This window comes from Spirulina major PCC 6313 (assembly GCF_001890765.1).
Taxonomy (GTDB): domain Bacteria; phylum Cyanobacteriota; class Cyanobacteriia; order Cyanobacteriales; family Spirulinaceae; genus Spirulina; species Spirulina major.
This window is the reverse complement of record NZ_KV878783.1, coordinates 40,610-67,334: the sequence shown is the minus strand read 5'-3', so window position 1 is coordinate 67,334 and position 26,725 is coordinate 40,610. Positions and strand designations below refer to the sequence as shown.

Genomic DNA, 26,725 nt, shown 5'->3' with positions numbered 1-26,725 from the left:
GATTGCATCATTTCTGACGTTTCAGACATCCTCGTCGAATTCACGAGCGAGACCCATTCACCAAATCATCAGAAGGAAGCGCCATTAACGTTTCCTTTTTTTGATCGCTGGGCTGGATGTGTTGATCACTGCAATTCGTTGAGTTTGGCTTTGGCAAATTTGAGGAGGTCTTGGGCTTGGGGGTGGACGGTGGTTCCGGTTTGGATGGTTTCGAGTTCGTTGATGATGCTTTGAATTTGGGCAGCAGTTTGGGGTCGATTGACTTGGGCCGCGTCGTTGGGGGTGGAGGCGAGGAGTGATGTGATTTGTCGGTTCGCTCGTTCGAGGGCTTGGACGGCGGCTTGTTCGGCTTGTTTGCGGGTGTTGATTTGGCCGAGGTTGCTTTGGTATTGGGCGCTGAGGGTTTGGGCTTCGGTGTAGCCTGCATCATCGGGTTGGACGCGCTGGAGTTGCGCGATCGCACTCCGCCACAAGCTCGCCACCGCGTCCCATTCCGTGACGGTGTGGGGCGGATTTTGGGAGGCTTCGGCGGCTTGTTTGCCAAAGGCTTTGGCCGCACTGATCAGGGTGTTGGTCTGTTGGGCACTGGCTTGGAGGCCGGTGACAGCTTGGAAATCTCGTTGGGCGGCGGTGAGTTGGGTTTGGGCGGTGCGTCCGGCGAGGGTGGTGGGGGGCAGTTGGGTGAGTTGATCGATCGCGCTTTGCCAAGCTGCGATCGCAGCTTGGCGTTGGGTGTCATCGGTGGCCTGTTGATGTTGCGCTTTAGCTGCGTTTAAGCTTGCTTCGGCCTGTTGGAGTTGGGTGAAAGCGTTGCGTTCTTGAAACACCTGGGCATCCATTCGGCCTACCCGTTGCCGCGCCTGTTGAAATTCATCCACGGTGAACCGCCAACCACAGCTAAACCATTGGCAATAGCGCACGGGTTGATACCCCAAAAACCACACCGGGAGTTGATCTAAGTTTTTTTGAGCGGCTTGGACTTTTTCGGCTCCGAGTTCAATATCGGCGCTGCTGGTGGCTTGGTTGATCAGTTGATCGGACTGTTCGACGTTGGCGATCGCGGCTCGATAGTTGCGATCCATATTGAAATAGCTGGGAGTTAACAAGATGGGGGCCGTTTTGGCGATCGCTTGCCGCAGGGGAGGAACGGGCAAATTAATCACCCACAGGCCCCCCACAATGCCCACAGTTCCCACCAATCCCCATTTCAAAAGCCCAAATATTCGAGGCATACGGATCACTCTCCCATCACAGAATTACCCAAAAATTCTACCGGACAGGAGCGGAGCGGTTCACAGTTGATCCACGGATCTTAATCTGGGAGGGTGGCGAAATGTTCGAGCAAGAGGCGGTGAATGAAAATATACCCGCCGCCGACGTTTTGCATCAGAATCAAACGGGTGGCGGTGTTGAGGAAATGGGCGAGGTTCCAGGGGAGGGAGCCGTCGAAATAGAGAATGACGCGGAGGGTGAAATGTTGAATGCAGGCCACGCCAGGGGGAGAGGCGCAGCCGAAAATGAATCCGATCAACATCCCAACGGTGAGGGGCAGGCCGATCATCCCGGCGAGAATCGTGAGGGTGACAACGCCGATCAGGGCAAAAAAGGCGGTGTAGCGGAGCGATCGCTGAATGCCCTGATTAGGGGTGACGCTGGTGGGAATGCTGCCCCCGGTGAGGCCCTGGAGGAGGATGAAAATAATCCCCGTGCCAAAGCCACAGAAGCCATAGAGGAGGATTTCTGCGATCGTACGAGTCCAGCCCAGCGTCCAGCCAAAAAGCACATAGGCCAGGATGGAAATCACCATCACAAGACCCCCAATCCGCAGACCGGGCCAGAGGTTGGCGCGGGCTTTGCGCCCAGACCAGCGAATCATTTCCACGGGTTCGATGGGGGGAAATTGCGCCCCGAAGGTAATACCTAGCACTAGGCCGCCGCCGATGCCCAGAATTAAACCGGCTTTAATGCCCGCGATGGGGTTAATCAAAATGCCGAGGTTAATCCCGGCGACGATGCCCGCGATCAGGCTACCGATGAACCCCACCCCCAAGGCGTAGCAACGGCGGCGGCGGGGCGTGTCGCACCAGGTGGGCTGCATTTGTTCGATCAAGAAAATGGTTTGAGAGTCCCGTTGCAGTTGTTGGGCGAGGCGGCGGAGACTGCGGCGGAGGCGGTGGGGGGAATAGGTGCGATCGCGATCGCGCTGGAGCATCCGATCAATGTAGGTGTTGAACAGGTGGGTGCGGAGGCTTTGGGCATCGGTGTAGGTGAGTGGTTCGGTGGGCAGATCGCGATAGGCGAGGGTGATGATGCTGAGCATCAGGGGCGATCGCGCCAACTCTTGCAGTGCCACATCATGGGCGAGGGCAGTGCGGATCGCGGTGAGGCCAGACCCGTGGGAACTGAGATACTGCTGGATTTGGTCGAGGTTGAGGGGTTGGATACGGACGGCGGCTTGGAGACGGAGCCGGGAAGTGAGGGCGAGATAGTCTGCGATCCGACTACAGATTACCACCTCCGTTTGGCCGTAGTCCGTGAGGAATTGATTGATCGCCTCGACGCAGGGCGATCGCCACTGCGATCGCACCTCATCCAACCCATCGAGCAACAGTAACAAGTGCTGACCCGTAACCCAATCTTGACCGATCAAGGGTGCAACCTGATACTGCTGCTGCAATTCCTGCACAATCCACGCCGCCAAGGGTTGCGCCTCCCGTTTGCCCTGGCCGCGCCAGGATGACAAATTGAACACCACGGGAATTAGGGCCTGGGCATCCTGTTCCGCCTGGTGAATCAGATCCCGCGCTAGTTCTAGCAATGTGGTGGTTTTCCCCGATCCCGGTTCGCCTAAGATCAGGAGCGATCGCCCCGCCCCCAACTGCTGAAATCGCCGCCCCACCGTTTCCCCCGCTGTTAACGGCTGTTCCGCCTTGCCATCTTGCCATACCACGCCCCAAGGCCGTTCAAGGACATCACTGCGATCGCTTAATCCCAATTCCAGCATCACCCGCCCATGGAGCGATCGCTCTAACACCCCCTTCACCCAAGCATTCCGCACTTTGTTGAGAAGAATTTGACGGTGGCGATCGCTGGACTTAACGGGGGTGGGGGCTTTGGGGGTGAGGGTGGTGGGAGCCAAGGCCGGGGCGGGTTGGGTGGGGAGATTGGCAGCGGCGGCGTGGGGGGTGAAGGTGGCGAGGGCAGCGGCGGCATCGGGGTAGCGATCGCGCCAATTTCGATGCAGGCAGCGGGTCAGGAGGGTGGTGAGATCGGAACTGAGGGAGAGCGATCGCAGCCGATCTAACGGATCAGAGGTGGGCCACTGTTCCGGACGTTGACCCGTCAAGGCATAGAGAGCAATAACCCCCAAGGCATAGAGATCGCTCGCGGGTTGGGGATAGCCGGACAACTGTTCGAGGGGCATATAGCCCGGCGTGCCGATGGCGATCGTCGGGGCGGATTGGGGTGCGATCGTCTTCACCGCCCCAAAATCGATCAACATCAGCCCCCCATCCTCCTGTCGCCGCATCCAATTACTCGGCTTCACATCCCGATGAATCACCCCCTGTTGATGGACAAAGGCCAACACCGTCAAACTATCCCGCAACAGCATTCGCACCGCTGGCTCTGCCCAAGGTTTCCCCAATTCCGCATCTAGGGTGTGGCCCTCAATGTAGTCCTGCACTAGATAGGCTTGGCCTTCGCTCTCAAAATGGGCCAGCAGGCGGGGAATTTGGGGATGATTGCCCAGTTGATAGAGAGTTTTGGCTTCTTGGTCAAAAAGACGGAGGGCATCGCGTTGATGCTCTGGGCCTTGAGAGGGTAAGAGCAGTTGTTTAACGACGCAGATCGGCGTACCAGGCAGGTGGCGATCGCGGGCTAAATAGGTTTGTCCAAACCCGCCCTGGCTCAGGGGTTCAATGAGTTCATAACGGTGGGCTAACAGGGTGCTCATGCAGGATTGAACCAGGGTAATGCCATTATTTTACGCGGGCAGTGGTCGAAATTCGGCGGGGCTTGAAGACCGAGAGAGTCTGAAGTTTATCCTTGCCCCTGCGAGGAGTTCACACCGTGACAGTCAAAAAACTGCTGACCTCAACGACGATGCTCGATTGTCCTCGATATAATGGATGGCAATAGAAATCGATATTTTGAGCGTTAACGCATTTTTTCCATTATTTTTTCGATCATCCAGTCTGCCATGATCCTCAGCTTGGATTTTACGGAACAGTTCCGGAAAATTTTGTAGCCTTACCTTTATAGAAGTCATATTGACCCGATTAGCCCCCTGCAATCCATGGTGCGATCGCCCTCAGTTTTGATCCCCACCGTTGTCGTTATTCTGCTTAAGCGCGATGTTGAACCTGTTTAAAACCCCTGCCACGCTGCTCACCACCCTCATTGCTTGCGCGTTACCGTGGGCGATCGCGCCTACCGCCATCGCAGAAGTCACCCCCCGATCCACAACCCCAGGCGACCTAGCGACCGATGCCGAAACTGAATCCTACTACGACAAAGCCCGCGAAGAATTGCCCCACAACCTCTATATGCTCTATCGCATTGTGGAACGGATTGCACGGGCCAATGATCTAGATAATCACCCGTGGCGCGTCGTGGTGGCCGATGATTCCCTGATTAATGCCTATGCCACGGAAGTGAATTTGGTGATCGTTCACTACGGGTTATTGGATCAAATGGCGGGGGATGTATCGGCATTGGCCTGCGTCGTGGGTCACGAAATGGCGCACCATACCGAGCAGCACATCGCGATCCGCACCTCCCGCAGCGTTGACTGGCAAGAGGAATTTCGTAACTCCCAATCCCGCGAATATCAAGAACGCATTTCTAATCTCGCTCGCACCCATGAAGCGGAAGCCGATCGCATCGGCTATGAATATTCGGTGACGGCGGGGTTTGATGCGTCGGGATGTCTGCGGGGTTTGGAAATGTTGTCACGCTTACCGGGAACGCTGCGGGATAGCGATACCCATCCGGCCGTGCCGCGTCGCATTGAAGCAATCCAAGAATTAATGCAGGAAAAACCGCCCGAAGTCTTGCGAGCAAGCGGCCATCTGGGCTTAACCACCTCGCAACCCCTCTCCTACGAAATGGTGGAAGACCAAAGCTGGCTGCGAATTAATTCCGAACGGGGCGGCAGTTTTGTCGAAGATTGGAACCGCATTTTCCCCGATGATGTGATCGACCCCAATTTTGAACCCGCAGAGGAAGAAAAGGTTTCAGAAGAGGATGAAAACGCCTCATAACAGCCTGTCAACCCCACATTGCACAAGTTTGAACCCGTAGGAACATTGACTATCTCTGCTCGTATTGAGCAGGGATAATCAGTAAATGGGGCTATACATCGCTAGAATGCTTGACTCTAGGCCGTAGCGGGCAAGATGCCCGCACTACGGCTCGGAGCGTATCCGCTGATTTGATGAATAGGTTAGAGCCAGCCTTTTTTGGCTTTGGCGATTTTGGGGGGGTGGACGGGTTCCACATCGTAAAAGGTGCCGAGGCCTTCGTATTCGGCGAGATAGTCGCTTTCGTACAGGGTGCGATCGCTGCCGTGGGGCCGGGAAATTTTGACCTGAGAGGGACGGGTTGCGCCGCTTTCATCGACGAGGAAATGGTCGGTGAGTTGTTTGGACTGTTCGCCGTTGCTGAGTTCGAGGGCGAGGTCTTTGAGGACGATCAGATAGGTTTTGTGGTCGAGGGGCGCGGCGGGGCGGCGGTGGGTTTGGATCGCGATCGCGCCCTGTTCACTGCCGAGAAAGCCGCCGATTTCGTGGGGGCGATCGTCGGGGGTTTGGTCGCCGGCGAGCAGGCTTAGGGTGGTGAGAATGCCTTCCCGGCGTTGCCCTTCCATGCGGTCGAAATAGTGGGTGGTGTGGCAGGTGTGGTTGAATTCTTGCAAAACGGTTTGGGCGTGGTGGGTGACGGGCGATCGCACCGCATCGTCAATCTCCATCGCTTGGGGGTCAACCTGCAAGAGGGCATCCACAAAAGGCTGATTCCACCCTTCGATCATCTGCGCCAATTCTTTCTTTTTCAGCCCCCAGAAATAGGAAATGAGATGACTGACGATGATCACCTGAAAGGGATAGAGGACGATGCTATCGGCGGGGTAGGTGAAAATATAATCCGGGGCGTAGTCAGGGATGGCGGCGAGGCGATCGCGATCGCGCTCATGGGCAATGAAAAAGGAGGTCGCCACACGGGGGCCAATTTCGGCGGCGGATTTAATCGCCCGCGCATTGAAAAACGGCCAGGACGGCGGTGGCGCATTGTGGCCGAGAATCGACCCCAAGGTGTAGCGGGTGCGGCGTTTCATGTGGGCATATTTGCCGTGCTGGAATTGGAAGAAATGCCAGCCGGCGAACATTTCTTGAATCATTTCAGCGGCTTTGTGGGCTTGTTCTTCGGGCACGCCGTCCAGATAGCCGGTATAGACAAAATCGAAATTGCCGCCGACGAGTTCATGGCTCATGGTTTCAATTTCATGAATGAGGGTGCGATCGCCCACAATCTGCTTCGCCACCTCCGGTAACAGGGCCAACTCCCCATAGATTTTCTGAGCATAGGTCGCCGAAATATCGCCCCGCACCTCTCCTAAATAGGTATGTAAGGCTAATTGCCATTGCAACGATGCCATCGCCGCAAAGGTCGATCCCACACATTCCTCTTCTGGCAGGTTCGTAATCCCCGCCCCGGCTGCCGGTTGAATCACCGCATCCAAGCCCCGGCCAATATTCCCCAGCGGACTGGCCTCAATATTCGTCACCACATAGATCCAGGGGGTTTTGGTGGCAATAAAATCCTGGAGATGGGGCGGTAAATCCGTGCGTTGGGTGTCGGGTTTGACCAGTTCCTTCAATTCCGCAAGCCGGGCTTGGGCTACAATTACCTCCGCCAGATTCGGATCACGCCGTTCAATTTCCGCCTCAATGCGGTTAATCACGGCGGGTAAACTGGCGAGTTCATGGGTGAGCTTAATCGTGTCGGATGTGCCCCCAGAATTGGAATTAGCCAAAAAGAGCGTGTCACGACCCACGGAGGGCGGAATCGTATCCGATCCGGTGAACCCATCTAAATTCACCACCGGCAGGGTATTTAAGCCCAATTTTCGCGACAGATTCCCCGCGATCATATTGATTAAAAACGACGTGCCGGCTGCTCCGGTAACGATCTGCGTCAGGTTTTGAATCCGTTGGCGGCGGATCACCTCGTCCTCTGTACCCATAACCAAACCAATCCCGTCGGCCCCGGTGCGGAGTTTCACCTGGCCATCTTGGGTGATGGTGAAAAGTTTCTCGCTATTTTTCTGGAGGGCGAGGGGTTGAATGACGATGATTTCTTCGCCGTATTTGTTGTAGGGGCAGGGGATGGGGCGATCGTTGAGATCGCGATATTGGATGTTAAACACCTTGAGGGGGGCGAGGCGTTCTTGGCGAATATCGGCATGGATGTAGGCATCGGCTTGTTTTTGCCGTTCGATGCTGATCAGGGGGATTTCTTGGCCGCGATAGATGTTGAACATTCGTACCTGACCGTCGGCGGTGACTTCGACAATTTCACCGGGTAGCACGTCGTAGATGGGGGCAACGCCTTCGGTGATGTGGGCGGTGGCGCGGATGTTGTTGAGGAAGGTGACTTCTTGGATGGAGGCTTCGGCGAGTTCGGTGCGATCGCTCTCCAACCCATGGGGGTTAAGCAAGACCATTTGCTCTTTGAGGGCGTTTTCTTCAGACGCAGAGAGGAAGGCAACGCGGTTGTAATTGCTGAGGTCGTAGGGTTTGGGGAGATAGAAAATCAGTTCGCCGCCTTCTTCGCCGCCCCGTTCGGTGCCGCCCCGGAGCATGGTGTAAGTGCCGCCGCCGAGCATCCCGTAACTGGGTTGACCGAGGGGGGTGAAGGATTGGAAGGTGAATTTGTTTTTCGGGTCGGAATATTCCAGGATGCGGGCCAGGAGGGCGGCGGCGATGGTGACCTGTTCGGCTCCGGCGGCAGCCATGATTGCGGCGAGTTCGAGAAGTTGGGAAATTTTTTGACTGGCTTCGGACAGTTCGGTGTCGCGGAGAAACCCCTGTTGAGTGAATTGGGCGATCGCTTGCCCGTTGTGATGGTGAAAGGCGATGGTTTTGCCGCTTAACTTGACCTGGAGGGTTTTGTGGGCGAATTCAATGCCGAGATCGTAGGCTCCGATTTTGCCGTCGCTGTTGACGGTGGCACTGTCGCAGTCGAGATAGTCCGGGTCAATGTAGGCGAGGCGGTGTAAGGCTCCGATCAGTTGATCTGCCCGCAGATGTTCGTAGAGAAACCGTTTCAGGGCCGGTTCAACACAGGAATCAGAATTGGAGTTAAAGAGAAACCCTTCGTAGGCGAGAAAACTTTTATACCGGGCGGCATCGTTGATGTCGCCATTATGGGTGTCGGAAAACAAGCTAGGGCCAAGGTCGTTATCCCGTTCCTCAAAAAAGAGGTCGCCTTGGCTGCTGAGGTGATAGAGGCGCAGGCGCGATCGCGTCAAATTCTCCTGATGGGGGTGGGCGTTGCTCTCGGAATACATATCCCCCTGGGAGGCTTGGCGCACATGGGTTTCCCAGTTGGTGAGGAATTCATTGTTCTGGAGCGTGACCCGTTCGAGGAGTGTATCCCAAGTTTTGAGCAGGTCGCCCCCATCCCGCGACACTTTAATTTGCGTTTGGGCGATCGCTTTAATCTGCCCGGCCAAATCCGTCATTTCCGCGTGGGACAGTGCGGTGCGATCGGCGTAGGGTTCTAAATGAGCAAAGATGCCATCGAGGGGAATCGTCCCAATCGCCATCCCCGCTGCGTCATATCCTGCCTTCGTGCTGCGCTTTGAGCAGTCCTCGGCCACCGCTGTGGCGTAGGTATTTCGGTCGTGCAAATCCGCTTGAATCACACTGGGCGATCGGAGGCTGTAGGTTCCGGTGGCCGGGTGTTTCGAGAAAAAAAGGTACTCAATCTTAACGGGACTCAGGCAGACGTTAAAGTTACGACACATGGATTCTGACGAATAAGGGGAGGCAACCCCTATTTTAATCGGTGCAGGCGATGGGTTTTGCTCAGAATTCTCGCCGTAATCTAGACATTACCAGAGAGGATCGGTATAGAGGTTGATCGTCACATGGGGTTGACCAGCAGGAATTGAGGTAATACAGGCACAGATCGGGGTTCCGTCGGCGAGTTCCACCTCGCAGGCATGGCAAGACCCCATCAGGCAGCCCGTGGGAATCGTAATTCCCGCACGGGCGGCAACGGTGAGCATCGGTTCGCCCACTTCGGCGGTGGTGGTGACTCCATCGGGCAAAAATTCAACCTGAACAGACATGGTGCGATCGCAATTCTTTAAGGTGTGCTGTGGGTATTATGGCGCATCCCCTCAACCGGGCGATCGCAGTTGGCAATGGACGCGGGCCAAGTGCCACATATAATCATCAAGGCGAAAATTGTTAGCCGCCCTGTGGATCAACTCCAGGCCAGCGGTTCTAGTCACTTCACCATACAGTCCCGCGTAGAGGTGGGCGTAAAATTGGCCAGTTTTGCCCAGGGTTTGGCTCGCGTTGAGGAGGTCAGCCGGGCCGATTTGCCCCGTAAACATCTGGTGAATGGGGGTCATAATCGGACGGCGATCGCGCACGGGTTGCGGTTCCGGGCCGTATACCTGCGATCGCGCCGCCTCCATCCCCCCAAGCTGCGCCGCACAGAGACACCACCAGGCCGTTTCTTCCACATCCGCCCCATTCACCGCCAAATCCTGCTCAAACTGCCGCGCCCCTTCCTCGTACCGCTCGGCATAGTAGTAGGCTAGACCCCGCTGCCACAGGTAAGGCGTGACCGTCGGATCAAGCTGTTCGGCCTGGTCAAAGTCAGCGATCGCGCCCTCAATCTCCGCCGCCATAAACCGCGCCATCCCCCGCTGAATATAAGCCTTTGAGGAGTTAGGTTGACGCTGAATCTGTTGGGTCCAGTGGGAAATGCGATCGCGCAGGTGTTGAAGCATCACAGATCAAAGCGATACCGAATCGCTCCAGTTGTTGGGTCATTACCAATGTCTGCATACCCTTCACGCACCGCTTGTTCGAGCAGCGTCTTGAGTGGTTCTGGTTCCAGCTCCGTCAGCATAGCAGCCTGAGCTAAAGACAACACACCGTCCTTTTCCTTCGCTGCATTGAGCAGCTTCAGCATTGGGGTAACCCCATCCAAAACAGTCGGCACGTTCTCCAGTTCAGGCGAGGATGGGGTGAGATTTTCCAGAGTCGTCGCGTTGCGCGATCGCACCAGGTTAGGAATTAAGAATAAGTCAACCAATTGACCCACACCAAACAGACCGAATGTGAACAAATATAATACGCCGCTGATTACTTTGCCCAAGTAGATGCGTTGCAACCCACAAATTCCGAGGAAACACGCACACCATAAAAAATACGCAATAGGTCGATTCACTTGCCGCATAACAAAGCACCAATGTGTTTACAACACTTGTATTGTAATTGAGAAGAGGGAAGACTCTAGGTAAAATTCAACTTTTCTTACGCATCAATGTTGATTATGCAAGAACAGTAATCTTAACTTAAACTCTTTTTACAAAGAAGTTAATGAAAATTCATTTTTTGTTTCTGATCTTATCTTAAAGTTGAAGCAAGACAGATATTGCCCACCTTACGTTAAACCTTTAGAATCAAGCCATTAGATTTTATTCCAATCTCTGGAGCGCAGTCGTCCGGTTTGGTAATAGGTAGACACCAATTCAATGTAGTCTTTGAAATCAGCATTTTCAATCAAGATACGATTCACGGATTGCCAATCCACTTCGGGCCGTGCTTGGGCGGGCAGCATCATGTCGCTTTCTGTCGGGTTCTCTGGATTAAGCAAAATAATGCCGATGCCGTGGAGGGCCGAGAGCATCCGTAATTCTTGCTCAACATTTCCCCCAGCCATTGAGGTTGTCACTAAATACCCCTATTCGCCCAACTTGAATTACTCACCGCTTGGAAAAAGCTCATGCGTACATTGGAGAGATTTAATTCTTTTTTGACTTCAAATGACCAAAGGCGAACGGTCTGCCCTGCTCCTTGTTTGACACAACTCCGAATCAATTCATGCCATTCTTTATCCACGGGCTGCATCGCGACAATATCCGGATGTAACCATTGATTGCCACCGCTGCCCCGACTATTACCCGATCGCTTCTCATCAATGCGTTGACAATATAGTTTGAGTTCAGTTTTGAGATATTCAATCAGCAGGGGATAGAGATCGTGTTCATTGAAGGATGGGGGTGTTGTGATGATTGCTTCAGGGATGCGATCGCTGTCTATTTTGGGTAACTGAGTCTGGGAAGTGGTGACGTTTTCCGAATCATACCAATAGACCCGTGGCCGGGGCTTATCTTGCCAACAAATGCGCGGCTCACTGTTGGTGATTTGATTTTTTTGAGATCCAATTTCAGCAACAACTTGAGATAAAAAGGCTCGCTCATCAGCGAAGCGAGAATTTTGACGTTTTTCGCGATAATCTTCTGGATAGGCTTCAACAATAGCCGCTGCAATTTGTCGGGCGTTGTAGCGATCGCCGGGACGAGATCTTAAAAATTCGACGATTTTTTGAACTTGAGAGCGGTTCGACATTACTTCATGGATCACATGATACGTTTAACAAACCTGTTGATCTGAGTTTAGTGTAATCAAAAATGGGGTGCGGCAACGATAAACGTTGATGATTTTGAGATCGTGCCGCACGTATTTTTTGAGCGTATCTTAACTTTGATCGCTGATCATTTGGCTCATGGTTTCGAGGTTGAGCACGTCGGATAATGTGGCTTCGTCCATGAGTCCCTTTTCGAGGACAACTTCGCGGATAGATTTACCCGAAGTGAGGGATTCTTTGGCGACGGCGGCGGCGTTGAGATAGCCGATGTGGGTGTTTAATGCAGTCACTAACGATAGGGTTCCTTCGGCATAGCCTAAACAGCGATCGCGCCTTGCTTCAATACCGCTTAAACATTTATCGCTGAGGGCTTGGACGGCATTACCGAGAATTTCCACCGAGTGAATTAAATCGTAGGCGATCAGCGGCATCATCACGTTTAATTCCAGTTGACCCGCTTGGGCGCAAAATGCGATCGCTGTGTCATAGCCCATCACCTGAAAACACACCATGGAAATCATTTCCGCCATCACCGGGTTATATTTGCCGGGCATGATTGAAGAACCCGGTTGCACAGGGGGGAGTTGAATCTCTTTTAAACCCGTTTTTGGCCCCGAATCCATCAGGCGCAAATCGTGGGAAATCTTCACCAAATCCTGAGCTAAATTGCGCAATGATCCCGACACATTCACAAAGGGGGCCATACTTTGCATCGCGGCCATTAAATGGGGCGCGACGGTGAGGGGTTGGCCGATAAATTCGCCCAGGAGTTCCGCAACGCGAAAACGATACTGAGGATGGGTGTTCATACCCGTGCCGGAGGCGCTGCCCCCCAGACCTAAAACCCATAAATCTTCGGCGGCGAGTTTGATCCGGGTGAGATGGCCGGTGAGGATGCGGGCCCAGGCGCGGAATTCTTCGCCGAGGCGAACGGGGACGGCATCTTGCATGTGGGTGCGGCCGGATTTGACGACGGTTTGAAATTCGCTGGCTTTGGTGTTGAGGGCAGCGATCGCACTGTCTAACGCCGGATACAGGGTGTGGATCAAGGCCAACAATGTGCCGATGCGGATCGCGGTGGGGATCACGTCGTTGGTGGATTGACCGTAGTTAACGTGGTCGTTGGGGCTGACCCTTGTATAGTTGCCTTTGGTGTCGCCGAGGAGTTCGAGGGCGCGATTAGCAAGGACTTCATTCAGGTTCATGTGGTGGGATGTGCCCGCCCCGGCTTGGTAGATATCCACAACGAATTGATCCCGCAATTGACCGCCCAAGATTTCATCAGCCGCCTTGACGATCGCATCACTAATTTCGGTGGGAATGCAGCCCAATTCACCATTGGCGATCGCGGTGGCTTTTTTAATCAGTAATCCCGCATCGACGTAGGTGGGGAGCGGTTTTAACCCACTGATGGAGAAATTTTCCGTGGCGCGGAGGGTTTGAATCCCGTAATAAACATCCTGGGGCAATGGGCGATCGCCCATGGAATCCGTTTCAACCCGATACTCACTCATGGCAGCGTTACCTAATCACAATTAAATCCGGATAATCATAACAAACCGCCTTGAGACCCTGCGCCGCATCAATAGGCAAAAAAAATCCCCACGCCCGGAAGCGAGGGGGTTATGTATCAGGGTGCATCTACCATTCCTTTGTCCCCATCGGGGGGGAGCGATTCCGGAGAGTTTTTACAATTACTCTCACCCAACCCTCTCCCCCAACCAGGATAGCGAGCTAGAAGCTCGCACTACAGAGGATTGACAGCAATGGTAGTGTGAGCCTCCGGCTCACTCCTGCCAGATGGGGATGAGGGCATTTAAGAATTATTTCGTGTTGCTGTAGGTTTGCATCGGTTCTTTGATCCAGCGGATGTAGAGGTGTTTGAAGGTGGATTTGAGGATGCGGGGCGCACCGAAATCGATGGGGACGAGAGTGTCGGGGAGTTTCCAATCTGCGATCGCCAACTCTTCCGGTGTGAGTAACGGAAACTCTAGGGTTTCGGGGTTGAGGCCGAGGCGGGCGGCGGCGTTGTAGGTGGGGACGGTGTGGGGGTCAACGTTGAGGAGGTCGAGGATGGCGCAGTCGAGGGCGAAAACGTCGGGGGAGGCGGCGAGGATGCCGAGGGGACGGGCTTCACCGCCGCTGGGGCCGTTGCCTTGGTGGGCGATGATGCCGTCAAGGATGGTGAGATTGGGCGCGATCGCATTAGCCGTCTGTACCAACATTTCCCCAAAGCGGTCTTGATCCTTCCCGGCTTCGAGATGCCACCAGGCTTTCATTTTGCCCGGCACACAGCCGAACAGATTTTTCACCCCCAGGGTCATCGTCAGTTGACAGTGGGCTTTCACTTTCGGCAGGTTAATCACCACATCCGCATCCATGGCTTCTTTGGAAAGGCGGAGATGGTCGAAATTTTCCGCATCGATGGCGTAGCGGTGGCCGTGAAATTCCACCACGGGAATATTGAGATCCTGGAGCATGGGCAGGTAGCCGTTGGTGCGGGCGACCCCTTTGGCACTGCCGAAGGCGGGACTGTCGCCCATGAACGGTTTGCCCCCAGCGGCGATCACCTGTTGGGCAACGGCGGCGACGAGTTCGGGGCGGGTGATGCACTCGTGACCGGGACGGCTGCCGGTGAGGAGGTTGGGTTTGAGGAGGACGCGATCGCCCGGTTTGACGATCGCACCCATACCGCCGAGGGGCGCGAGGAGTTGCTCAAGAGACGCGGCCAGGGGTGCAGCGTCGTAGGTTTCGGCGCGAAGGAGGCTAACGATAGACATGGGTGGGATGGGGGTAACGTTTTTTAACATTGCTCCTATTCTAGGCAGGGAACGGCTGGAGGGGTGAGACGATCCGATGGTGAGGGCATCGCGGGGGGCGGTATAATGCTGTTACAATTCTTAACCTGTTGCCTTCCTATGGTTTTACCTGCACTCAGCGCGGCGATCATGATCACGACGTTTTTTGCGATCGCTACCGGCTTCATTTTTAAAGATGTATTGGAATATCAAGTGGACTACTGGTATGCCAATCGTGAGACTCAAGACCGCATCAACTACAGAACCGCATCGGGAACATTGGCCTATATCCTGATGACGATTTTCCTGACGCTCTTTATGGGGGAATGTCTCTCGGTGTTTCAGATTGGGGCGCTCTTTGCCTGGGGCATTGCCGTGATTACGGTGATTCCGACGACGGTGTTAATTTGGCTGCAATTGGGATCAATGCTAGAGCTTTTGGTACGGGGCGGTTCGGCGGCGATCGATCTGGATGTGGGATGATCCCCCACCCCGTTAGGACAACGAGCTAGAAGCAGCAGCGAGCTAGAAGCAGTAGTGAGCTAGAAGCAGCAGCGAGCTAGAAGCAGTAGTGAGCTAGAAGCAGCAGCGAGCTAGAAGCAGCAGCGAGCTAGAAGCAGCAGCGAGCTAGAAGCAGCAGCGAGCTAGAAGCTCGCACTACGGAGGATTCCAGAAAGAGGAGTGTGAGCCTCTGGCTCACTTACACCAGACGAGGATTCCAGAAAGAGGAGTGTGAGCCTCTGGCTCACTTACACCAGACGAGGATTCCAGAAAGAGGAGTGTGAGCCTCTGGCTCACTTACACTAGACGAGGATTCCAGAAAGAGAGCCTCTGGCTCACTTACCCAGATCCGAAACAAACCAAACACCCCCTTTTTAAGGGGGTCGGCGCAGCCGGGGGGATCAAGGCGTGAGTCAACTTCGCTACAGTGAAATCAGCGAACACTATTAATACGCTTTAACTATCTATTATGACAACGACTAAATTAGAACAACTGCGATCGCTCTTTGCAGAGATGGAGCAGGCCTTGATTGCCTATTCCGGGGGGATTGACAGTACCTTAGTAGCGAAAGTGGCGTTTGATGTATTAGGCGATCGCGCCCTCGCGATCACGGCCATGTCGCCGTCCCTGCTACCGGAAGACCTCGAAGATGCGCGGATTCAAGCCGCCGCGATCGGCATCCCCCACGACTGCGTTGAAACCCACGAAATGCAGAACCCCGACTACACCAGCAACCCCGTCAACCGTTGCTATTTCTGCAAAAGCGAACTCCACGACACCCTCAAACCCTTCGCCCTCGATCGCGGCTATCCCTACGTTGTCGATGGTGTCAACGCCGATGATCTCCACGATTACCGCCCCGGCATCCAAGCCGCCCAAGAACGGGGAGCGCGATCGCCCCTCGCCGAACTCGGCATCACCAAAGCCGAAGTCCGCGAAATCAGCCGCGCCCTCGATCTCCCCTGGTGGGACAAACCCGCCCAGCCCTGCCTCAGTTCCCGCTTCCCCTACGGCGAAGAAATCACCGTGGCAAAATTGCAGCGCGTCGGTCGTGCCGAAGTCCACTTGCGCCGCCTCGGTTGGCAAAATATCCGCGTCCGTTCCGCAGGCGACACCGCCCGGATTGAACTCTTACCGGGGCACATCAAAGACTTCGTGGCCCAAACGGATTTGCCGCAATTGGTGGCCCGGTTTGAAGAATTCGGTTTCACCTATGTCACCCTCGACCTCGAAGGCTACCAAAGCGGCAAACTCAACCGCGTCCTCGGAACCAATCAAAGCACACCCTTTCAGAGTGCGATCGTTTAGGGATAAGGATTAGTGAGGTGCGATCGGTGGGGGGTGCGATCGGGTTTATTGAATGGTGTAGTTGGGCGACGGCGAAGAACTTTAGGTTCAGCAGCAACAGCCCAAAGCTGCCTGCTGTATTTGAATTATTAGTTTTCTGCAAAAACCTAGAATCAATCAAACTTTCTCGAAATTGAACAATTTCTTACATATAAGGTTAACATTGCCAGGCAACTTTTAATCATTAGAATCAAGGACTATAATCATATCCTTGAAGATCGCTATCTAAAGACCATATAAAAATACGGTAATTGGGTGTTATCCTAGTTATTTTCTCCCATTCTTTGATGATAGATAAGTCTCCCATACCTGCGCCACGCATTGCCGAATCAGGAAAATTGTTTAGCCATTCTCCCACCTCCTCTATATCTGGCAGTTGCATAACTTGCCAAGGTGCTTTCCCTTCTATCGCTTCCTTAACTTGCGTGATGAAAAATTCAGCAAATTGACGCCGGTTTCTACCATCAGTGAGTTGAGCAATATGATTCCCTGTTTCATAGACGGCAGCCATGGGCAGAAGAAGATTGGTACTTTCTTTAAGTAAACTTTTTAATTCTTGCATTACTTGAGTTCGCTCACTATTCATATGAGGAATATTAAGAATATTACAGAAGATAGATGTATCAACAATTGCGACTGCTTTCATTCTCTCATTTCTCCTAGATCAGCAAGAGACGCTAGCCACTCCATTGCTTGCTTCTTTTTCTGCTCTATTCCGGGATGTTGCTTAACAAAACGTTCTAATAGTCCACGAGTCATGAGGTGTCCAACAGATCCTTGAGCAATGAGTTCGGGATAGTCAGGAATATCCTGTAACCTAATTAACTGGCTTGATCCATCTTGAGGACTTCGATAACAAAATACAGTTTCAGGAATAGCTTCATCAGGCAAGGCATCAAGAAGTGCGGGATTATGACTACTAATTAGAACCCGTAAATCACGATTCTTTGCAATATCAGAAATTCGTTCTAATAAATCTGCTGCTCTGCTAGGATGTACGCCGTTATCGATTTCTTCAATGACAACTAAACTTTGCTCAGGTGCAGAAAGCATTGCTGCAGCAATAGAGAGCACGCGTAAAGTTCCATCTGAAAGTATGGAAGCATCATAGGTAGTTGATACACCGCCAAATGTTTCAGTTAGCTGTAGCATAACCTCATCACGAGGTGTTTCTATGAAATTGATATTTTCAATATCTTGCTCAGGTAAACTTTGAACAAAATCCAGAACCGAACTTTTTGTATCTGGATTAAGACATAGGTTATAGATTACTCCTGAAAGATTTTCGCCATGTTCTTTGAGTATCTTATCAACTTTATGTCCATAGGTGCGCATTGAACTTGGTTCTGGTTCAAGAAATACAATACTACTCAACCATCGAACATATTTTTCAGCTACCTTAGGAATTATTTTTCGACTTTTAGTATTTTCTGGGCGGAATCGAATATCACTTAAAAGCTGTGTGAAAATCGCCATATGGCTACTGCATACGATGCTGGGTTTTTTCCCACCTCTGGCGAAATTATTATAGGTAACAAAAACATCACTTCCAGCTCCTTGAGGTTCACTAGTAATTTCGTATAGAGGAACTGTTGAAGTGTGACTTGTTATTTTTTCTTTGGTAACGTGAAGATCTCCATCTGCTCCAAGACTTAAATCAATTGAAAAATCTTTCCACTCTTGCTCTGTTGTCACGCAAGAAATACCAAATGTTTTTGAATCTCGATAGCCAAGATTTTCTACTCCTCCCCGGAAAATCGTTTCATCTTGTTTATATGATCCACCTAAAAGGCTAAGTCGTTCTCCCTCAGCGATTCTTGCTAGTAAGCGTAGCGATTCAATTACATTACTTTTTCCAGAAGCATTAGCTCCAATGAGAACTGTCAAGCGTCCAAGTTGCAGAGTGCCTGATTTATAGCTCTTGAAATTTCTTAATTTAATTTGAGTAAGCACCTAAAGTACTCCATTTCGGTCTTAACTAAGTGACTCTGGAATTAAACAGCCTGACATAAGCATATGAGTAGTACATTATACTGCTGTGAGTCTGTAGCTGCTCGCATACTTCTGCTTGAATACTTACAACTGTCTACCTTCTATTGAAATGTCCATCAAGCAGGGCTTTCAGAAAAGTGGCTCAATGCACTCTCAACAACCCTGGATATACAGCGGACATAAGCACCTTAAAATTTACGTTGTACGTTAGTCATCAGGGCGGCGGGTCTCTTATGCACAATCTATTGAACGGGCTGGCAGTCGTGGATATCCCATTCCTCCGGATTGGCGACAGCCTGGTTACGCTCAGCAGTATTCTCCCTCTGGTTGCAAGTTTAGCGATCGCGATTCTGATTGCGATCGTTTGTCGGCAGATTTTGGTGCGATTTCTGCTGGAACGCTTGGGGTTACGACAAGGTAATCGAGAGTCCATTGCGATCATCACGGGATATGCGATCGGTGCGTTTAGTTTTATTCTGATGCTCCAAGTTGTTGGCGTAAACGTATCGTCCCTCGCGGTCATTGCGGGTAGCTTGGGGATCGGTATTGGCTTCGGTCTGCAAGACATGACCCGCAACTTTATTAGCGGGCTGATGCTGCTCATCGAGGGAAAGATTAAGGTAGGCGATTTTATCGAGTGGCAGGGTTTAACGGGGTATGTCACTGAGGTGTCGCTGCGGGCAACGGTACTGCGAACCTTCACGCACCGGCATATTGTAATTCCCAACAGTTCACTGATCAGCGATCATGTGATCAATTGGACGTATCACAACACAAAAGGGTGGGCGATGATTCCCGTGCATGTCACCCACGAAAGTGATCCGGTTTTGGTCATTGAAGCCTTACTCGATTCGGCCTATACAGAAGAGACAGTGTCGTTTGAGAAACCGGCCGAAGCCTATTTCACGAAATTTAGTGATTATGCGCTGGAATTTGTCTTGTGGGTTTGGGTCACGCGCATTGACCTTAAATACAAAACGGAAAGCTCTTTGCATTTCATCATTGAGCAAAATCTACGACAGCGCGGTATTCAATTCGCATCCCCCCGGTTGGATGTATGGCAGCGCAACCCCAATGTGTTAATTACCTCATCGCCAGAACACTATCCCCATCATTCGGAGTTACAACAACCGCGCCATCACTTCATTGATCCCTTAACGAAACCCATCCCGGTTCGAGATTTACTGCGGCAGGTGTCATATTTTGAAAATTGTACGGAATTGGAATTGCGAAAGCTGGTGGAGGTTGGCTATCGACGGCGGCTAGAAACCGATGAAATCCTTTATCGTGAGGGCGATGCAGGCGATGCATTTTATATTATCTTGTTGGGTTCAGTGGGCTATGTGGTGACGGGGTTGGATCAACCCCCAACGGTTTTGGAGGCTGGACAATTTATCGGTGAGTTCTCATTGATGCTGGGCATTGCTCGAACGGTGACCGTGAGAGCCATGGAAGACACGACAATCTTTGCAATCAATCCCCAGGGGTTTAATCAACTGTTGCAAAGCCAGCCCCGACTGTATGAAGTGATTGTGCAGCAGATGGGGAAACATGAGGAAGAACTATCGCTGCAACAACGGCGGTTGCGGGAGTTGGGACTGCTCAATCCATCGGAGTACAATCAAAACCCGGTGCAGTGGGTAAAGGGTCAACTGGATAAGTTATTTAATGCGTAAGTGGGTGAGGCGCGATCGCTCCTGTTCAAATGTGTGAGGGATGCGATCGCATCTCGTCGTTGTTAGCAGTTGTTGGGGACACTATTCACCTACTTTCACGTGATAAGTTGTAAAGCACCGACCTGCCAATTCTGTTTTATGAACGTTAGTGGACATTTTCTTCAGGAATTTGTATTCGGGCCTACTATCGAGCAAGTGAAATAGTATTTCTTTATGCCCTAGCTCTTTAGCCCAACACATGAGCGTTTTGAAAATTGCGATCCCAAAACCCCAGAATTTTTGTGAGATAACGATCGCCAATTCAAAGCCATGATCATCTGGCTGAATTCCACACCAGCCTGCTAGTATTCCATCGATATAAACTGCCCGAACGCGACAGCCATCCATGGCATCTACATTAATTTTATCGTCTATCCATGCTTGAAGACTGGTCGCATCAAAATACGGGTGATCGATTAAATGGGTTCTCAGCGAATCCTCATTGACAACGGCTATAAAATCATCTGGGTTCACTTGCTTAAAACCCAAAAATTCAATTTCACTCATATCTTGATACTTTTAACAGGCTGATTAGAGAATTATTCTACAGATTGATTCGTCCCGCTCCTACGAAATCAAAAGTGACTGGACAGGGTTCACCTCGAATCCTACTCTAGGCGGTGGGAGGGTGTGAGTGCTGAGGGGAAAGGATGTGTGAGGGGCGCGATCGGGTTCATTGAACAGTTCGCTTGCGCCCGAACACTCAACAATCAATCAAATCGCTAGAAACACCGAAGACGGTTCAGGTTTGCGAATTAAGTGAGGCACGAGCATCATCAACTTTCACCATCAGTGTCATTGGATCAAGAGATGAAGCAACAAAACCACACTTCTCATAAAACTGCTTCGCATCTTCCGAGATAGCGTGTACTAGAATCGCACGTATTCCTGCAATTTCAGCAGCTTGCAGAGTGCGAAGAATTGCATCTCGCAGGAGAGCACGCCCGATGCCTTTACCTTGCCAGTGCCTATCAACGGCTAATCGTCCAATCACCATAACTGGAATCGGATCGGGCATATTGCGCCGAACTCGACCTGTTGCAGACGTTTGTGCCACTGCTCCATTGGCCAGGCAATAGTAGGCAGTAACTACCTTGCCAGCGCAGAGTCCGTACGTGCGAGAGGCCCCTCCTAACTCATTTTTCAGGGCACGGTGCTTAAGCCAGTCGTCTAGCTGACTGTTCCCTGAGTCAAAACTTTCAATCTGATGTGACGAATTCAGTTTTTCGGGCGGGTAAAGCTTATCTTGATCTCGACTTAGTCCCACGGAGCTTTGGTTGTTAGCACTGTATGTAACTTCTCATCTTGCGTGGGTGACGCATCGAGCAGCGCGACAAATTGCTGAAACTTAGGTGTATCTAACCCGAAGAAACTTCTGTCTAGAAGCACGTCCTGGGCTTTCTGATAAGATGACTCAAGCATAAATTCTGAACGACTTTTGCCCTGCACTTCAGCCGCACGATCAATGACATCTCGTTGATTTTGTTTAGCTCGAATATTGATTGTGACATCGCGGGCTGATTGACTGACAAAACTTTGGAAATCCTTACCCCCTGGGTGTTTCAGCGATCACCCTAGCAAGCAAGCATAACCAAGGACTGGTAAGGCTTTTGCCGATCTGTACTCAACACCGAGATGGCTCAAGATCAGGGGCATCCAATTCTCTAACGCTAAACCCCTTTCCTGGTAAGGGGTTTCGGGATTCAAACATGATCTTTTGTCAGTCAATCAGCATCGCGGGTCTGGCTAACTGACCCGTCATGGGTTGAGGTGTTCATTCGCTTACTGTTTTAAAGAGAATATGCCTTACATAATGTAAGAGTTTTGTATATACAATGTCAACACATGGTTCATGATCAAAAGTGACTGGGCATCGTTCGGGAGATTAATCACCTCGATTCCTACTCTCGGCCGCGATCGCTTGTCTTTATTTTGTGAGGGGTGCGATCGCATCTGTTCCATCAATCGGTTGCACTTGACCATTGGCGATCGCATCTCGTCGTTATTGTGCCTCTGTCAGTCTGGCATAGTAACTTTATTCTATCCCAGCGTGATGGTCGGCTTCTGGGTCAGTCCATCGGGCAGCCATGCTATCGTGGCTGTGGCCTGGGATTCGCGATCGCAGCAAAACCCATGCCACAGCGGTACAATAGTCACGACGCGGAATCCGGGTAGGATTGCGCCCATTGCTGTCAAAACTGTTGAAAAACGTTAAGGTGAATTTGTCCATGTCCAGTGCTGAAAATGTTGCGCCCGAACCGATTAAGCTCCTCCGTACCAGCGAATCGGACACCCTGAAGCGCATCCGTCACACCGCCTCCCATGTGATGGCGATGGCTGTGCAGAAACTCTTCCCCACGGCACAGGTGACGATTGGCCCTTGGACAGAAACGGGATTTTATTACGATTTTGATAATCCGGAACCCTTCACGGAGCAGGATTTGAAAGCCATCAAGAAAGAGATGGACAAGATCATTAAAAAGAAACTGCCAGTGGTGCGCGAAGCGGTCAGCCGCGACGATGCCCAGGCACGGATCGAGCAGATCGAAGAGCCGTATAAATTGGAAATTCTCAGCGACCTGATTAAAGGCGAAGAAATTACCCTCTATCACTTGGGGGAAGAATGGTGGGATCTTTGCGCGGGGCCCCATGTGGAGAATACGGGGGATTTGAACCCGAAAGCGATCGCCCTCGAAAGTGTGGCCGGGGCCTATTGGCGCGGCGATGAAAATCGGCAACAACTCCAACGCATCTATGCAACGGCTTGGGAAACCCCCGAACAACTCAAAGAATACAAACGCCGCAAGGCCGAAGCCCTCAAACGCGATCACCGCAAGTTGGGGAAAGAATTAGGCCTGTTCCTCTTTTCCGATGTGGTGGGGCCGGGGTTGCCGTTGTGGACTCCGAAAGGGACGGTGATTCGGACATTATTGGAAGGGTTTTTGCGCGAAGAACAAACCAAGCGGGGTTATCTCGGTGTGGTGTCGCCCCACATTGGCCGCGTGGACTTGTTTAAAACCTCCGGCCATTGGCAGAACTACAAGGAAGATATGTTCCCGATGATGGCGGAAAGTGAGGCGGCCGCAGCGGCGGAGCAGGGCTTTGTGTTGAAGCCGATGAACTGCCCCTTTCATATTCAAATCTATAAAAATGACCTGCGTTCCTATCGGGAATTGCCGATTCGGTTGGCGGAATTTGGCACGGTATACCGCTATGAACAGTCGGGAGAATTGGGCGGGTTAACGCGGGTGCGGGGTTTTACGGTGGATGATTCGCACCTGTTTGTCACGGAACAACAATTAGACGAAGAGTTTCTCGATGTGGTGGATCTCATCCTGTCGGTGTTTGGTAAATTGAAGTTGAAAAACTTTAAGGCGCGGCTGAGTTTTCGTGACCCGGAATCGGATAAATATATTGGCTCGGATCAGATCTGGAATACGGCGGAAAATGCGATTCGGCGGGCGGTGCAACATCTGGGCATGGAGTATTTTGAGGCTCCGGGTGAGGCGGCGTTTTATGGGCCGAAGTTGGATTTTATTTTCCGGGATGTGTTGGATCGCGAATGGCAATTGGGAACGGTGCAGGTGGATTATAATCTGCCGAATCGCTTCGATTTGGAATATGTGAGCGAGGATGGATCACGGCAACGACCGATTATGATTCACCGTGCGCCCTTTGGGTCATTGGAGCGGTTGATCGGGATTTTGATTGAAGAATATGCGGGGGATTTCCCGTTTTGGTTGGCTCCGGTGCAGGTGCGATTGCTCTGTGTGAGTGATGAGTTTTTGCCCTATGCGAAGACGGTACAGGCGCAGCTTTTGGCGGCGGGGCTACGGGTGGAGATTGCCAGTGGCGATCGCCTCGGTAAGCAAATCCGCAATGCGGAGAAGGAAAAAGTGCCGGTGATGGCGATCGTGGGCGAAAAGGAAGTGGCGGCCCAGACCTTGAGTATCCGTACCCGTGCATCGGGGGAACTGGGGGCGATCGCCCTCTCGGAAATCACTGAAACGTTGGTGAATGCAAACCGCGATCGTACTGATCCGTAAGAGCGGTGCGGGGGGCGCGATCGTGCCCCCGCTTCCCGATTCTAAATCCCTTGGGCCCTACTCCAAAACCCTGGCCCAAGGGATTCGTTTTGTTGCACGTCTGGATGGATTCCGACGGGGGGTAGGGGTGGATACTCTCAATTTTGTGACAATATCTATAGATCTTACCCAGCAAGACTTATAGATATTGACACAAAATCAAAAATTGCTATAGTGAATGTATTGAAACGATTATTTTGAGGATCAAAATCATGAAAGGTCGAGGTGGAATGCGGGCGGGAGCCGGTCGGAAAGGGAATTGGCAGCATGGTGAAACCCAAACGATTCGAGTTCCGGCGGCCCTCAAGGATGAACTACTGTCTCTGGGGCAGCAGTTGGATTGTGGCCAGGGCGTGCTAGGTGGACGGATGCGGATGGAACTCGAAGCGGTGTTAAGGGACTATGAAGCCCAATGTGATGCCCATGGTGAAGCCGAATGGCAGCCGGTGCGCGAGTTGATTGGCGCAGTTCGGGATGTGATGGCACAACATCCTCGGCGGGGTCTAGGCCGACGGGGACAGGGGCGAGGCTGTGGACAACAGCAACGGCACGGCGATGCGGCGATGGCGCAGGGTAACGGCCGTGGCCAACGGGCGGGACGTTGTGGAAATGGAGAGATGGCAGCATCGGCTGTGGGTGAGGCGATCGCTGTCGAGTCCGCCAGTCTCTAAAGCCAGGTTAAACAGGCTGCCCATCCCAGAGCATGATCGATGGAGATGGGCAGCCGCTCCGTCAAGATCGCCCCTTAGCCTGCCCAAGGCAATCGCGTGATCCCCTGGTAAAACATGAAACTCAACAGCCAAGCGGTCACCAAGGGAACAATCACCGCGATCGCTGTATAGCGCACTGATTTCGACTCACTCCAGATCGCGCCGAGGGTGGTGAGACAGGGGAGATAGAGGAGGCTAAAGAGACAATAACTCAAGCCTTGGGCGGTGGTGAGGGTTTGGCCCAGTTCGACGGCCATAGCGTGATTGTTGAGGCCGTAGAGGACAGTGAGGGCGGCGATTTGGACTTCTTTGGCAACGAAGCCGATGATTAGGGAGACGGTGAGGAAGGGGTTAATCCCTAGGGGTTCCATCAGGGGTTGGAAGAGGCCGCCGAGTTGACCGGCGAAGGTGTCGAGGCCGGTGCTGCCTTGGGGGAAGCTAGTGAGAAACCAGATTAAGCTGCTGCCGATCACCATGAAGATGGAAAGGCGGGCGACGAATTCTTTCATTTCACCCCAGACGCGCAGGAAGACTTGCTGGATCGTCGGCAGGCGGTAGGGGGGAAGTTCGAGGACGAAGGGATCGCGGGATTGGAAGTAGTCGAAGCGGCTGAGCAGGGCGGCGAGGGTGAAGGCGCTGACAAAGCTCATGACATAGAGGCAAAAGAGGGCGATCGCACCCTGACGATTGGGGAACACTGCCGCCAAAATAAACACAAACACTTGTAACCGGGCTGAACAGAGGGAAAAGGGAATCACCAACATCGACAGCAGCCGCATCCCTCGACTGCGCATCACCCGTGTCCCCATAATCGCGGGCACATTACAACCAAACCCCATCATCTGCAAGACAAAGGCCCGACCATCTAACCCCAACCGTCCCATCAGAGCATCCATCAAATAGGCGGCACGGGACAGATAACCACTGCCTTCTAGAAGACCCATCACCACAAAGAAGATCGCCACCAACGGCACGAAGGACAGCAGAGCCGCGAATCCAGCCCAGATGCCATTGAGGACAAGGTCTTGAACCAATGGGGGCGCGACGGAGAGAACCGGCTCAAGGATGACGGTTTGGAACCATCCCGTGACAGCATCGACAGGGTCAGCACTGGGCAAACCCACCGTCCAAATTAGCCAAAAGACCCCAAACATGGAGGCGAAGAAAATCGGCAGACCAAAGAGGGGGTGCAACATCACGCCATCGATGGTGTGGGTGATCGTGCGGGCGGTTAAGGACGGCATTTGCACGACCCCCCGTAAGAGGGTTTCAATGTCGGCTTCGGGAATGGGATAGGCGGCGAGAACTGTGTTGAGGTGGGGAACGGTGACGGCTTCGGCACTGTGTTCGACGGTGTGGGTAATGGTGGCGATCGCCCGCTGACACCCTGTGCCATGTTTGGCGCTGATCGAGTGGATGGGAATGGCGAGGCGATCGCTCAACGCTTGGGCATCGTATTGCACCCCGTAGCGTTTGGCTTCGTCGGCCAGGTTCAACACCGCCACAGTGGGAATGCCCAAGGATTTCACCTGCAACAAGAGGCGCACCTGTCGATCAATTTGGGTCGCATTGAGCACCACCACCACCGCATTAACCCCATAGGTTTCCAGGAACCGCCGCACCACCTGTTCATCATCGGAAAAACCATTGAGGTCATAAATACCCGGCAGATCCACCACTTCCACCGTTTTCCCCGACCATTGGACGCGGGCTTGAAACAGGTCAACCGTCAGACCGGGCCAATTTGCGATCGCCGCGTTGGACTGGGTCAAGCGATTAAAAAAGGTGGATTTTCCCGTGTTGGGCTGTCCGAGTAGCGCGATTCGTTTCTGAACGCCCACCCGTGAGGGTTGCACGGTTGCAGGTTGACAATGGCTCATGATCGTTATCTGAGGTAAATGGA

Annotated in this window: 21 protein-coding genes and 1 pseudogene; 7 read left to right on the top strand and 15 right to left on the bottom strand. The window is 52.5% G+C overall.

The window, feature by feature from the left end:
- Positions 1-125: 125 nt before the first annotated feature.
- Together SPI6313_RS00525 and SPI6313_RS00520 are read right to left on the bottom strand one after the other, a co-directional pair.
- Positions 126-1,232: a hypothetical protein gene (locus SPI6313_RS00525; protein ID WP_072619242.1), complete on the bottom strand. Its 1,107-nt coding sequence runs from the start codon at positions 1,230-1,232 to the stop codon at positions 126-128.
- Positions 1,233-1,312: 80 nt separating this feature from the next.
- The gene (locus SPI6313_RS00520; RefSeq protein WP_072619241.1) at positions 1,313-3,955 is read right to left on the bottom strand and encodes a protein kinase domain-containing protein; all 2,643 of its coding nucleotides are present in this window, start codon (positions 3,953-3,955) and stop codon (positions 1,313-1,315) included.
- A gap of 400 nt (positions 3,956-4,355) precedes the next feature.
- Between SPI6313_RS00520 and SPI6313_RS00515 the strand changes: the two genes are divergently transcribed.
- Positions 4,356-5,264: a M48 family metallopeptidase gene (locus SPI6313_RS00515; protein ID WP_072619240.1), complete on the top strand. Its 909-nt coding sequence runs from the start codon at positions 4,356-4,358 to the stop codon at positions 5,262-5,264.
- A gap of 182 nt (positions 5,265-5,446) precedes the next feature.
- Here the strand turns inward: SPI6313_RS00515 and SPI6313_RS00510 are convergent, their stop codons facing one another.
- The 7 genes and pseudogenes from SPI6313_RS00510 to SPI6313_RS00480 form a co-directional block, all read right to left on the bottom strand.
- Complete coding sequence (locus tag SPI6313_RS00510; protein WP_072619239.1) at positions 5,447-9,028, bottom strand: hypothetical protein; 3,582 nt, start codon at positions 9,026-9,028, stop codon at positions 5,447-5,449.
- An 87-nt stretch (positions 9,029-9,115) separates the two neighbouring features.
- Positions 9,116-9,355 carry a 2Fe-2S iron-sulfur cluster-binding protein gene (locus tag SPI6313_RS00505; RefSeq protein ID WP_072619238.1) on the bottom strand — a complete coding sequence of 80 codons (240 nt, stop codon included), beginning with the start codon at positions 9,353-9,355 and terminating at the stop codon, positions 9,116-9,118.
- A 51-nt stretch (positions 9,356-9,406) separates the two neighbouring features.
- A complete protein-coding gene (locus SPI6313_RS00500; RefSeq protein ID WP_072619237.1) occupies positions 9,407-10,027 on the bottom strand; it encodes a tetratricopeptide repeat protein in 621 nt (206 codons plus the stop codon).
- Entirely contained in the window at positions 10,027-10,479 is a 453-nt protein-coding gene (locus tag SPI6313_RS00495; RefSeq protein ID WP_072619236.1) for a TM2 domain-containing protein, read from the bottom strand. The genes SPI6313_RS00500 and SPI6313_RS00495 overlap by 1 nt, the downstream gene beginning before the upstream one ends.
- Before the next feature lie 234 nt (positions 10,480-10,713).
- A pseudogene (locus SPI6313_RS23225) lies at positions 10,714-11,654 on the bottom strand (COG2958 family protein).
- Between the two features lie 129 nt (positions 11,655-11,783).
- Positions 11,784-13,187: an aspartate ammonia-lyase gene (locus tag SPI6313_RS00485; protein WP_072619235.1), complete on the bottom strand. Its 1,404-nt coding sequence runs from the start codon at positions 13,185-13,187 to the stop codon at positions 11,784-11,786.
- A gap of 309 nt (positions 13,188-13,496) precedes the next feature.
- Entirely contained in the window at positions 13,497-14,453 is a 957-nt protein-coding gene (locus SPI6313_RS00480; protein WP_072622930.1) for an Npun_F2552 family protein, read from the bottom strand.
- A 138-nt stretch (positions 14,454-14,591) separates the two neighbouring features.
- Between SPI6313_RS00480 and SPI6313_RS00475 the strand changes: the two genes are divergently transcribed.
- Together SPI6313_RS00475 and larE are read left to right on the top strand one after the other, a co-directional pair.
- A complete protein-coding gene (locus SPI6313_RS00475; RefSeq protein WP_072619234.1) occupies positions 14,592-14,954 on the top strand; it encodes a hypothetical protein in 363 nt (120 codons plus the stop codon).
- 487 nt (positions 14,955-15,441) lie between these two features.
- Positions 15,442-16,281 carry an ATP-dependent sacrificial sulfur transferase LarE gene (larE, locus tag SPI6313_RS00470; RefSeq protein ID WP_072619233.1) on the top strand — a complete coding sequence of 280 codons (840 nt, stop codon included), beginning with the start codon at positions 15,442-15,444 and terminating at the stop codon, positions 16,279-16,281.
- A 229-nt stretch (positions 16,282-16,510) separates the two neighbouring features.
- On the opposite strand, the gene SPI6313_RS00465 is transcribed toward larE, so the two are convergent.
- On the bottom strand, positions 16,511-16,966 hold the full coding sequence (locus SPI6313_RS00465) for a hypothetical protein (RefSeq protein WP_072619232.1): 456 nt from the start codon (positions 16,964-16,966) through the stop codon (positions 16,511-16,513).
- Positions 16,963-18,273: an AAA family ATPase gene (locus tag SPI6313_RS00460; RefSeq protein WP_072619231.1), complete on the bottom strand. Its 1,311-nt coding sequence runs from the start codon at positions 18,271-18,273 to the stop codon at positions 16,963-16,965. Before SPI6313_RS00460 ends, SPI6313_RS00465 begins: the two co-directional genes overlap by 4 nt.
- A 302-nt stretch (positions 18,274-18,575) precedes the next feature.
- Here SPI6313_RS00460 and SPI6313_RS00455 point away from each other — a divergent pair, with 302 nt between their 5' ends.
- Entirely contained in the window at positions 18,576-19,988 is a 1,413-nt protein-coding gene (locus SPI6313_RS00455; protein ID WP_217650445.1) for a mechanosensitive ion channel domain-containing protein, read from the top strand.
- A gap of 81 nt (positions 19,989-20,069) precedes the next feature.
- On the opposite strand, the gene SPI6313_RS00450 is transcribed toward SPI6313_RS00455, so the two are convergent.
- The 3 genes from SPI6313_RS00450 to SPI6313_RS24940 all read right to left on the bottom strand — a co-directional run bounded on the left by SPI6313_RS00450 (position 20,070) and on the right by SPI6313_RS24940 (position 21,524).
- A complete protein-coding gene (locus tag SPI6313_RS00450) occupies positions 20,070-20,534 on the bottom strand; it encodes a GNAT family N-acetyltransferase (protein WP_072619229.1) in 465 nt (154 codons plus the stop codon).
- A gap of 235 nt (positions 20,535-20,769) precedes the next feature.
- Positions 20,770-21,294: a GNAT family N-acetyltransferase gene (locus SPI6313_RS24945; RefSeq protein ID WP_072619228.1), complete on the bottom strand. Its 525-nt coding sequence runs from the start codon at positions 21,292-21,294 to the stop codon at positions 20,770-20,772.
- Positions 21,285-21,524 carry a type II toxin-antitoxin system TacA family antitoxin gene (locus SPI6313_RS24940; RefSeq protein ID WP_425443117.1) on the bottom strand — a complete coding sequence of 80 codons (240 nt, stop codon included), beginning with the start codon at positions 21,522-21,524 and terminating at the stop codon, positions 21,285-21,287. Before SPI6313_RS24940 ends, SPI6313_RS24945 begins: the two co-directional genes overlap by 10 nt.
- Positions 21,525-21,879: 355 nt before the next feature.
- Here SPI6313_RS24940 and SPI6313_RS22590 point away from each other — a divergent pair, with 355 nt between their 5' ends.
- From SPI6313_RS22590 to SPI6313_RS00425, 3 genes are all read left to right on the top strand, one after another.
- Entirely contained in the window at positions 21,880-22,242 is a 363-nt protein-coding gene (locus SPI6313_RS22590) for a hypothetical protein (protein ID WP_175551027.1), read from the top strand.
- Positions 22,243-22,255: 13 nt separating this feature from the next.
- Complete coding sequence (gene thrS / locus SPI6313_RS00435; protein WP_072619226.1) at positions 22,256-24,073, top strand: threonine--tRNA ligase; 1,818 nt, start codon at positions 22,256-22,258, stop codon at positions 24,071-24,073.
- A 251-nt stretch (positions 24,074-24,324) separates the two neighbouring features.
- Positions 24,325-24,783, top strand: coding sequence for a hypothetical protein (locus tag SPI6313_RS00425; RefSeq protein WP_139276412.1), 459 nt, complete (start codon positions 24,325-24,327; stop codon positions 24,781-24,783).
- 74 nt (positions 24,784-24,857) lie between these two features.
- On the opposite strand, the gene feoB is transcribed toward SPI6313_RS00425, so the two are convergent.
- Positions 24,858-26,705 carry a ferrous iron transport protein B gene (gene feoB / locus SPI6313_RS00420; protein WP_072619223.1) on the bottom strand — a complete coding sequence of 616 codons (1,848 nt, stop codon included), beginning with the start codon at positions 26,703-26,705 and terminating at the stop codon, positions 24,858-24,860.
- Positions 26,706-26,725 lie beyond the last annotated feature (20 nt).

Excerpts from the sequence above, each read along its gene's own strand:
- SPI6313_RS00525 (WP_072619242.1), bottom strand. The coding sequence starts at position 1,232 with ATGCCTCGAATATTTGGGCTTTTGAAATGGGGATTGGTGGGAACTGTG.
- SPI6313_RS00520 (WP_072619241.1), bottom strand. The coding sequence starts at position 3,955 with ATGAGCACCCTGTTAGCCCACCGTTATGAACTCATTGAACCCCTGAGC.
- SPI6313_RS00515 (WP_072619240.1), top strand. The coding sequence starts at position 4,356 with ATGTTGAACCTGTTTAAAACCCCTGCCACGCTGCTCACCACCCTCATT.
- SPI6313_RS00510 (WP_072619239.1), bottom strand. The coding sequence starts at position 9,028 with ATGTGTCGTAACTTTAACGTCTGCCTGAGTCCCGTTAAGATTGAGTAC.
- SPI6313_RS00505 (WP_072619238.1), bottom strand. The coding sequence starts at position 9,355 with ATGTCTGTTCAGGTTGAATTTTTGCCCGATGGAGTCACCACCACCGCC.
- SPI6313_RS00500 (WP_072619237.1), bottom strand. The coding sequence starts at position 10,027 with ATGCTTCAACACCTGCGCGATCGCATTTCCCACTGGACCCAACAGATT.
- SPI6313_RS00495 (WP_072619236.1), bottom strand. The coding sequence starts at position 10,479 with ATGCGGCAAGTGAATCGACCTATTGCGTATTTTTTATGGTGTGCGTGT.
- SPI6313_RS00485 (WP_072619235.1), bottom strand. The coding sequence starts at position 13,187 with ATGAGTGAGTATCGGGTTGAAACGGATTCCATGGGCGATCGCCCATTG.
- SPI6313_RS00480 (WP_072622930.1), bottom strand. The coding sequence starts at position 14,453 with ATGTCTATCGTTAGCCTCCTTCGCGCCGAAACCTACGACGCTGCACCC.
- SPI6313_RS00475 (WP_072619234.1), top strand. The coding sequence starts at position 14,592 with ATGGTTTTACCTGCACTCAGCGCGGCGATCATGATCACGACGTTTTTT.
- larE (WP_072619233.1), top strand. The coding sequence starts at position 15,442 with ATGACAACGACTAAATTAGAACAACTGCGATCGCTCTTTGCAGAGATG.
- SPI6313_RS00465 (WP_072619232.1), bottom strand. The coding sequence starts at position 16,966 with ATGAAAGCAGTCGCAATTGTTGATACATCTATCTTCTGTAATATTCTT.
- SPI6313_RS00450 (WP_072619229.1), bottom strand. The coding sequence starts at position 20,534 with ATGAGTGAAATTGAATTTTTGGGTTTTAAGCAAGTGAACCCAGATGAT.
- SPI6313_RS22590 (WP_175551027.1), top strand. The coding sequence starts at position 21,880 with ATGATCAAAAGTGACTGGGCATCGTTCGGGAGATTAATCACCTCGATT.
- thrS (WP_072619226.1), top strand. The coding sequence starts at position 22,256 with ATGTCCAGTGCTGAAAATGTTGCGCCCGAACCGATTAAGCTCCTCCGT.
- SPI6313_RS00425 (WP_139276412.1), top strand. The coding sequence starts at position 24,325 with ATGAAAGGTCGAGGTGGAATGCGGGCGGGAGCCGGTCGGAAAGGGAAT.